The sequence below is a fragment of the Planctomycetia bacterium genome (assembly GCA_021413845.1).
Taxonomy (GTDB): Bacteria; Planctomycetota; Planctomycetia; order Pirellulales; family PNKZ01; genus PNKZ01.
Genome location: JAIOPP010000070.1, coordinates 109,128 through 115,515, shown reverse-complemented (window position 1 = coordinate 115,515; position 6,388 = coordinate 109,128). Strand labels below are relative to the sequence as shown.

Annotated in this window: 5 protein-coding genes; 3 read left to right on the top strand and 2 right to left on the bottom strand. The window is 59.0% G+C overall.

What is annotated here, in order from left to right:
• Window positions 1–202 precede the first annotated feature (202 nt).
• Window positions 203–1,570: a VWA domain-containing protein gene (locus K8U03_12925; GenBank protein ID MCE9605791.1), complete on the bottom strand. Its 1,368-nt coding sequence runs from the start codon at window positions 1,568–1,570 to the stop codon at window positions 203–205.
• A 383-nt stretch (window positions 1,571–1,953) separates the two neighbouring features.
• Here K8U03_12925 and K8U03_12920 point away from each other — a divergent pair, with 383 nt between their 5' ends.
• Window positions 1,954–2,598 carry a hypothetical protein gene (locus K8U03_12920; protein MCE9605790.1) on the top strand — a complete coding sequence of 215 codons (645 nt, stop codon included), beginning with the start codon at window positions 1,954–1,956 and terminating at the stop codon, window positions 2,596–2,598.
• Between the two features lie 127 nt (window positions 2,599–2,725).
• Window positions 2,726–4,543 (top strand): tRNA uridine-5-carboxymethylaminomethyl(34) synthesis enzyme MnmG, encoded by a 1,818-nt coding sequence (gene mnmG, locus K8U03_12915; GenBank protein MCE9605789.1) that lies wholly within the window; start codon window positions 2,726–2,728, stop codon window positions 4,541–4,543.
• A 411-nt stretch (window positions 4,544–4,954) separates the two neighbouring features.
• Here mnmG and K8U03_12910 read toward each other — a convergent pair whose 3' ends face one another.
• Window positions 4,955–5,221, bottom strand: a complete 267-nt coding sequence (locus K8U03_12910) for a hypothetical protein (GenBank protein MCE9605788.1) — start codon at window positions 5,219–5,221, stop codon at window positions 4,955–4,957.
• 585 nt (window positions 5,222–5,806) lie between these two features.
• Between K8U03_12910 and K8U03_12905 the strand changes: the two genes are divergently transcribed.
• A complete protein-coding gene (locus K8U03_12905) occupies window positions 5,807–6,388 on the top strand; it encodes a response regulator (protein ID MCE9605787.1) in 582 nt (193 codons plus the stop codon).

Genomic DNA, 6,388 nt, shown 5'->3' with positions numbered 1-6,388 from the left:
TAGCAGGCACGTTCCACGTGCCGTCCGCCACAGTTGATAAGGAACGATCGTGGCGGTGCGGCCCCGGATATGCATCCGGGGCTATTGAACGGAGCTGCGTGTGAACGGAGGCTACGTGCGGCGCGATGCTGCAGTTGGCTTCATTGCGACGCATGTGGCTACGGCACGTGGAACGTGCCTGCTACTTTCCGGACGATACTTGTTACTGCACGAGCTTCAACGGGCGATCGGCCGCTACTTGTGCGAAGACCGCTTCGAGCTGGGCCTGCACTTGTGCGATCGGTTGACCACCTTCGATGACGAACGCGACTCCGCCCGTGATGTCGGCGACTTGCTGCATCAGGTCAGTATCGGCGTAAGCGCCGAGCGAGATCGTCACGACGGGAATCTTCGCGGCCGCGCAAAGGTTCGCCTCGGCGATGACGCTGGCTTTGTCGGTCGTCGAGTTGCCGCTCGGCAAGTTCACGACGCCGTCGGTCATGACCACAAGCATCTTCTGAGCACCGACGCGAGCGTTGTTCTGTACTTCGACGCGGGCCTTCGTCATGCCGGCCGAAATGTTCGTGCCGCCGATGTAGTGGCCCGCTTGTCGGCCGCGGCAGATGCTCGAGATGGTGGAGTAAACCTTGGTGAGTCCTTGTTCAAGAATCGCCGTGCTGTCGCTGTAGGTATAGATCGCCAAGGCGACGCGATCGTCGGTGCTGTTCTCGGAAAGGAACGAGAGGAATACGTCGACCGCGTCTTTCAAAGCTGTGACGGGCTGCACGCTGCAATTCTTCAGCGCCGGCGTGTCGGCGTTGCCGCATTGCGCGTAGAGCAGATAATTGACCCACGTGAGGTAGCCGTACTTGTTGCGGTAGCCGGCCGAGTTCACATAGGAGTCGGTCTGCACGTAGTCGACATACTCGCTCCACGAACCGCCGGGATACGGATAGGCGACTTTATCCAACTTGAAATTCTTGATCACGGTCGTGTTGCTCGTGCTCGAGGTGCCGTAGGCGACGGGAGTCATCGTCAGGGTGCCGAACGTCGGCGAACCGAGTTGCGCGTAGATCTGTTTCAAGCTGTTTTCGATCGTGGTTTGGCCAAGCAAACCGATGTTCTTGAATTGACTGTCGTAGGCCATCGAGCCGGAGTAGTCGAGCACGAGCCCGATGTCGCGAGGCTGATACGTCGCGACCGATTTGCCTTGCACGTTGAACGACGAGTTGCCGATCGCGTTGCCGAAAAAGAGAGGCTGCTGGTTGGCGTTGGCAGTGACGCGGATGGAGTTCGGCGTCGTGTTCGTGACGGTGAACGTGCGCGAGGTCGGATCCCAATTGCCGTATTCGAACGTCGCGTTCGAGGTCTTCAGCGTTTGGCCAGCCACTTTGTTATTGACGAGAAACGTCTGCGCTTCGGTCGTCGCGGCGGTCGTGCCGTTGACGAGCGCTCCGGCACCGGCATAGGCGGCCGAGTCCGTGGCTCGTTGGATTTCGGTGCGGGCATTAGCGATGTAGCCGATGTCGACCGCGAAGGCGATCATGCCGAGCATGAACACCATCAGAATCGCAGTGAGAACGATGATCACGCCCCGCCGCGAAGCAAGGCGGTTGCGTGAAGTGGTGCGATGACGACGTCGAGCAATAGCGGATATAGACGAGATGCTGGTCATGGTGATGACTCGCAAGATGCGTAGAAGTGAGAGCGATGAGTATGGAAGTGCGGCGTGCGGAGGTGAGACGGAAGCGAAAGAAGGGGACCGAACGCAAGGTGGCGATTCCGGCGACGATGTGTTCGTGCGATGCCGGATCACGACCCTGCGCTTAGTTGCAAGATTCCGTATCTAAACAGTAGGTCATAAAACGAACGTGAGCAAAAAACTTCTTGGCGAGCCTCCTAGCGAGGCGAAATGGAGTAGGTTTTCGTTACACCTCGATCATCACTCCACAGACTTTCGCTAGGAACGAACCGATGGACTTGCCTCAGAACGGGCCGCGCAGCACGTGGCGAAACGCGCGATTTTTGTTACTTGCCATCGGCTGGGCGACGCTTGTCGGCGACGACCTCGCAGCCGCCGCTAAGCCGAAGCCGCTGGAGCGCGACGACTTGCAGCGATTAGTCGCGGGGCATTTGAAGAACAACCCGAACTATGTTTCCGGCGACTTAATCACGCAGGGAGACGTTGAGCCGATCTTCAACGATTTGATCGCGCAAGGGAAACCGCCGGCCGACAACGAAGCGCTCTACGATGCGTTTCTGCCGGAACGCGATTTCCTTGCGAAGAGCTTGCGCACGCCGGAAGGGCGGAAATTCATGCGCGGCGTTGCGAAGCTGCCGAAGGCTTACGATCGGCTCGAGCGATTGTCGTGGAGCACGACCGGTCGGCGAATGCTCGCGGAGCTGATCGCCTCGCCCGACGGGCCCAAGATGTTCGAGCGGATTCTTTCGCCCGAGGGAACGGCGCTGATCGAGGAATCGTTGAAGAACGACCCGCGCGGCGCCAACTTCCAACTGCCGACCGGCAAGGTTCACACGGCCGATGAGCTGCTCGATCGACTGGAAGCGACGTTGATTACGAACGTTGGACGGGTAAAAAAACAGGAAACCAGAAACTAGAAACCAGAAAGGGGAGGAGGTTCTTTCCTATCTTTCTTCTAGTTTCTGATTTCTGGTTTCTGACTTTAATTTTTGGCTTCTAATTTTCAACTGATCGCCGATCCCTTCTCCGCTAAGATAGAACTCCATGCATAGTTCTATCTACGAATACGATGTGATCGTGATCGGCGCGGGCCATGCCGGAACCGAGGCGGCAATGGCTGCTGCGCGGCTCGGCGCGAAGACGGCGCTGTTGACCGTGAGCCTCGACACGGTCGGCCAGATGAGTTGCAACCCGGCGATCGGCGGCGTCGCCAAGGGGCAGATCGTGCGCGAGATCGATGCGCTCGGCGGCATCATGGGGCGCGTGATCGACGCGACCGGCATTCAATTTCGGATGCTGAACCTGCGCAAAGGGCCGGCGATGCACAGCCCTCGCGCGCAGGCCGACAAGCGCGCGTATCAGAACGAAGTGAAGCGGCTCGTCGAATGTCAGCCGAACCTCGACCTGCGCCAAGAAACGGTCGAAGACCTCATCGTCGAAGCGACGGACGACGGCCCGCGACTGCGCGGGCTCAAGGTACGCGGCGGCGCGGAATATCGGGCCGGAGCGCTCGTCGTCACGACGGGGACTTTTCTCCGGGCCCTGATGCACACCGGCGAAGCGCAGACGCCCGGCGGCAGAGCAGGGGAGGGGACGACGACCGGCATCAGCGGCGCACTGCTGCGCGTCGGCCTGCGGTTGGAACGATTCAAGACCGGCACTCCGCCGCGGATCAACGGCCGGACGATCGACTTCGACCGCTGCGAGCTCCAGCCCGGCGATGACGAGCCAAGGCCGTTCTCGTTCGTCACGGAGAAGGTCGCACAGGCGCAGATGCCGTGTCACATCACGTACACGAACGAAGCGGTCCACGCACTCATCCGCGAGAACCTGCATCGCGCGCCGATGTACTCCGGGCAGATTCAATCGTCGGGCCCAAGGTATTGCCCGTCGATCGAAGATAAGGTCGTGCGGTTCGCAGACAAAGATCGGCATCAATTGTTCTTAGAGCCGGAAGGGAGACACACGCACGAAGTCTACGTGAACGGCGTGTCGACGAGCTTGCCGCGCGATGTACAGGATCGGATCTTTCGTTTGATTCCCGGCTTGGAGAAGGCGCAAATCATGCGCTACGGCTATGCCGTGGAATACGATTTCTCGCCACCCGATCAGCTGCGCCCGAGCCTGGAAACGAAGGGTGTGCGCGGGCTTTATCTGGCCGGCCAGATCAACGGCACAACCGGCTATGAAGAGGCCGGCGCGCAGGGCCTCATTGCCGGCGCGAACGCGGCGCTGGCCGCACGGGGAGACCAGCCGCTGGTCCTCTCGCGCGACGAAGGCTACATCGGCGTCTTGGTCGACGATCTCGTGACGCGCGGCGTCGACGAGCCGTATCGGATGTTCACGAGCCGGGCCGAATATCGGCTGCTGCTGCGGCACGACAATGCCGATCGCCGGCTCACGCCGATCGCCGAGCGCGTCGGGCTCAGCGATCCCGAGCGAAGCGGCAAGCTAGCGGCGAAACTCGCCGAGATCGCGCGGGCGATGGAGATTCTCGAAACGGTTCGGGTCGAGCAAGAACTGCTCGGCAAATATCTGACGCACCCGGAAATCACCTGGCCCGACGTCGTGGCCCGCTGCCCGGAACTCGCGGCTATTTCGGCCGAGGCGGCCGAGCAGATCGTGAACGATGTGAAATATGCCGGATATGTGGCGCGGCAAGAAGTGGAGATCGCGCGGAATCAGCGACTCGCCGAGAAGCGGATCCCGGAGAGCTTCGACTTCGGTGCTATCAAGCATCTGCGCATCGAAGCCAGGGAAAAACTGACCCGGGTGCGGCCGGTGTCGCTGGCGCAGGCATCGCGCATCAGCGGCATCACGCCGGCCGACTTGGCCCTCGTGCGGGTTTATCTTGATGGATAATAAAGTAGCAGGCACGTTCCACGTGCCGTTAGCCACGGAGGACTTCATTTAACCAAAGCGGCTTGGTTACGGAACACGCCAACGGCCGGTTCACACCGGCCGCTCGCCTGGGAGGTGTTGCCCGATATTGCACTTAGCTGGAACGGCGCACGTGGCTACGGCACGTGGAACGTGCCTGCTACTTTGAACATATGTTCCATGTGCCGTGACCAAAATGCACATCGGCGGTCGGCGATTGATCAATCGGACTTAGCTTTGCCATAGACCAGATAATCTCGTCGAACTAACTATCGATGGTTTTCTGCGAATGGAAACGAGCGCAAAAAATGAGGACTCGTCGAAGATCGATCGACGAGCCCTCATGAGATGGTTGCGCGTTACCGCCGATGCGAGCGTCGGCGAACTCGATCGTTATCCGCGATCGTATTTATCGTGGCCGAGTTGTTTGACGAGCTTGTTGTAGACGCCGAGGAGCAAGAAAGTCGGAGCCCATTGACCGACGAAATTGGCGTCGGCGCAGCGATTCGAGGCCTTAAGTGCCAACGAAGCGAGGATCGATCCGGCGGCGAGCCAGAGGAACGTGTCGGAAGGAAGCTTCGCAGTCATTTCTTCGATCGGCTTCGCTAAACCACCTTCGCGATGCGGAGCGGTTCGGACCGCGTCCGCGACATCGGACATCATGCGTGACATTTTCATACTCCTTACTTGGGATGCGTCGAAAGGACGGAGAAGACGGAGCCTTCACCGCGACGGGGAATGACGCTCTCACTCCAAGCAAACGGAATGCCGCTCGCCGAGCTCTTAAAAGGGCGCTAACTAAAGCGAGGGGGAACGAATAGGAAGTATCGGGGTTTGCGACTTCGCCGTTGCCGACATCGCACGGCACTTGTCTGGAGAACTTGGCGATCAGGCGTAAGCCCGCCGGTTTTTTCCGATGAAATCCCGCGTCGTGTCAAGTCATTTCTCGTAAGTGTCTATTTATCAACGCATTAGGAATATGCGACTAATCTTGACGCGATCCATCCCATCCCTATAATCGCTGCAGATGGCAATATCGGCAATCCGGGAAATAACGGACGATGCTGACGATTGCAAAGGGTTAGGATAGTAAACGGTTTACGGACTACGCGTGCTAAAGCTAAGTTCCGCATGGCGTAACACGGAGGATTAGGAACTCTAGGAGCGTTGCAAATAGCATCGGATGCTTAGGGTCCCGCTGATACTAGCCGCACGACGGCTAGGGAGAAGGGTGGTATAGGCCGCATGAAAACCGTATTCACGACCGGCGAAGCAGCGAAGATCTGTAAGGTCAGTCAACAGACGATTATTCGTTGCTTCGATTCCGGACAACTCAAAGGCTTCCGAGTTCCGGGGAGCCGTTTTCGTCGCATTCCGCGCGATCAATTGTTCTCGTTCATGAAGGATAACGGCATCCCGACCGATGCCCTCGAGAGCGGCAAGCGCAAGGTGCTGCTCGTCGACGACGATGTCGAACTCGTCGAACTGATCACCGATGTCTTGGCCCGCGACGGCCGCTTCGAGGTCCGCATCGCCAACAACGGCTTCGATGCCGGCATGCTGGTGAAGGAATACGGCCCCGACCTGATCGTGCTCGACGTTATGCTGCCCGACATCAACGGCAAGGAAGTTTGCCAGCGGGTGCGGAAGGATCACGGTGCCGAAGAGGTGAAGATCATCTGCATCTCCGGCATGGTGGAAGAAGACAAGATCGCCGATCTCAAGCTCGCGGGCGCCAACGAGTTTTTGCACAAGCCGTTCGAAGTCGATGTGCTGATCGAACGGATGTGCCGCATGCTCGACATGGAAACGGCGACCAGCCGATAA

Excerpts from the sequence above, each read along its gene's own strand:
- mnmG (MCE9605789.1), top strand. The coding sequence starts at position 2,726 with ATGCATAGTTCTATCTACGAATACGATGTGATCGTGATCGGCGCGGGC.
- K8U03_12905 (MCE9605787.1), top strand. The coding sequence starts at position 5,807 with ATGAAAACCGTATTCACGACCGGCGAAGCAGCGAAGATCTGTAAGGTC.
- K8U03_12910 (MCE9605788.1), bottom strand. The coding sequence starts at position 5,221 with ATGTCCGATGTCGCGGACGCGGTCCGAACCGCTCCGCATCGCGAAGGT.
- K8U03_12920 (MCE9605790.1), top strand. The coding sequence starts at position 1,954 with ATGGACTTGCCTCAGAACGGGCCGCGCAGCACGTGGCGAAACGCGCGA.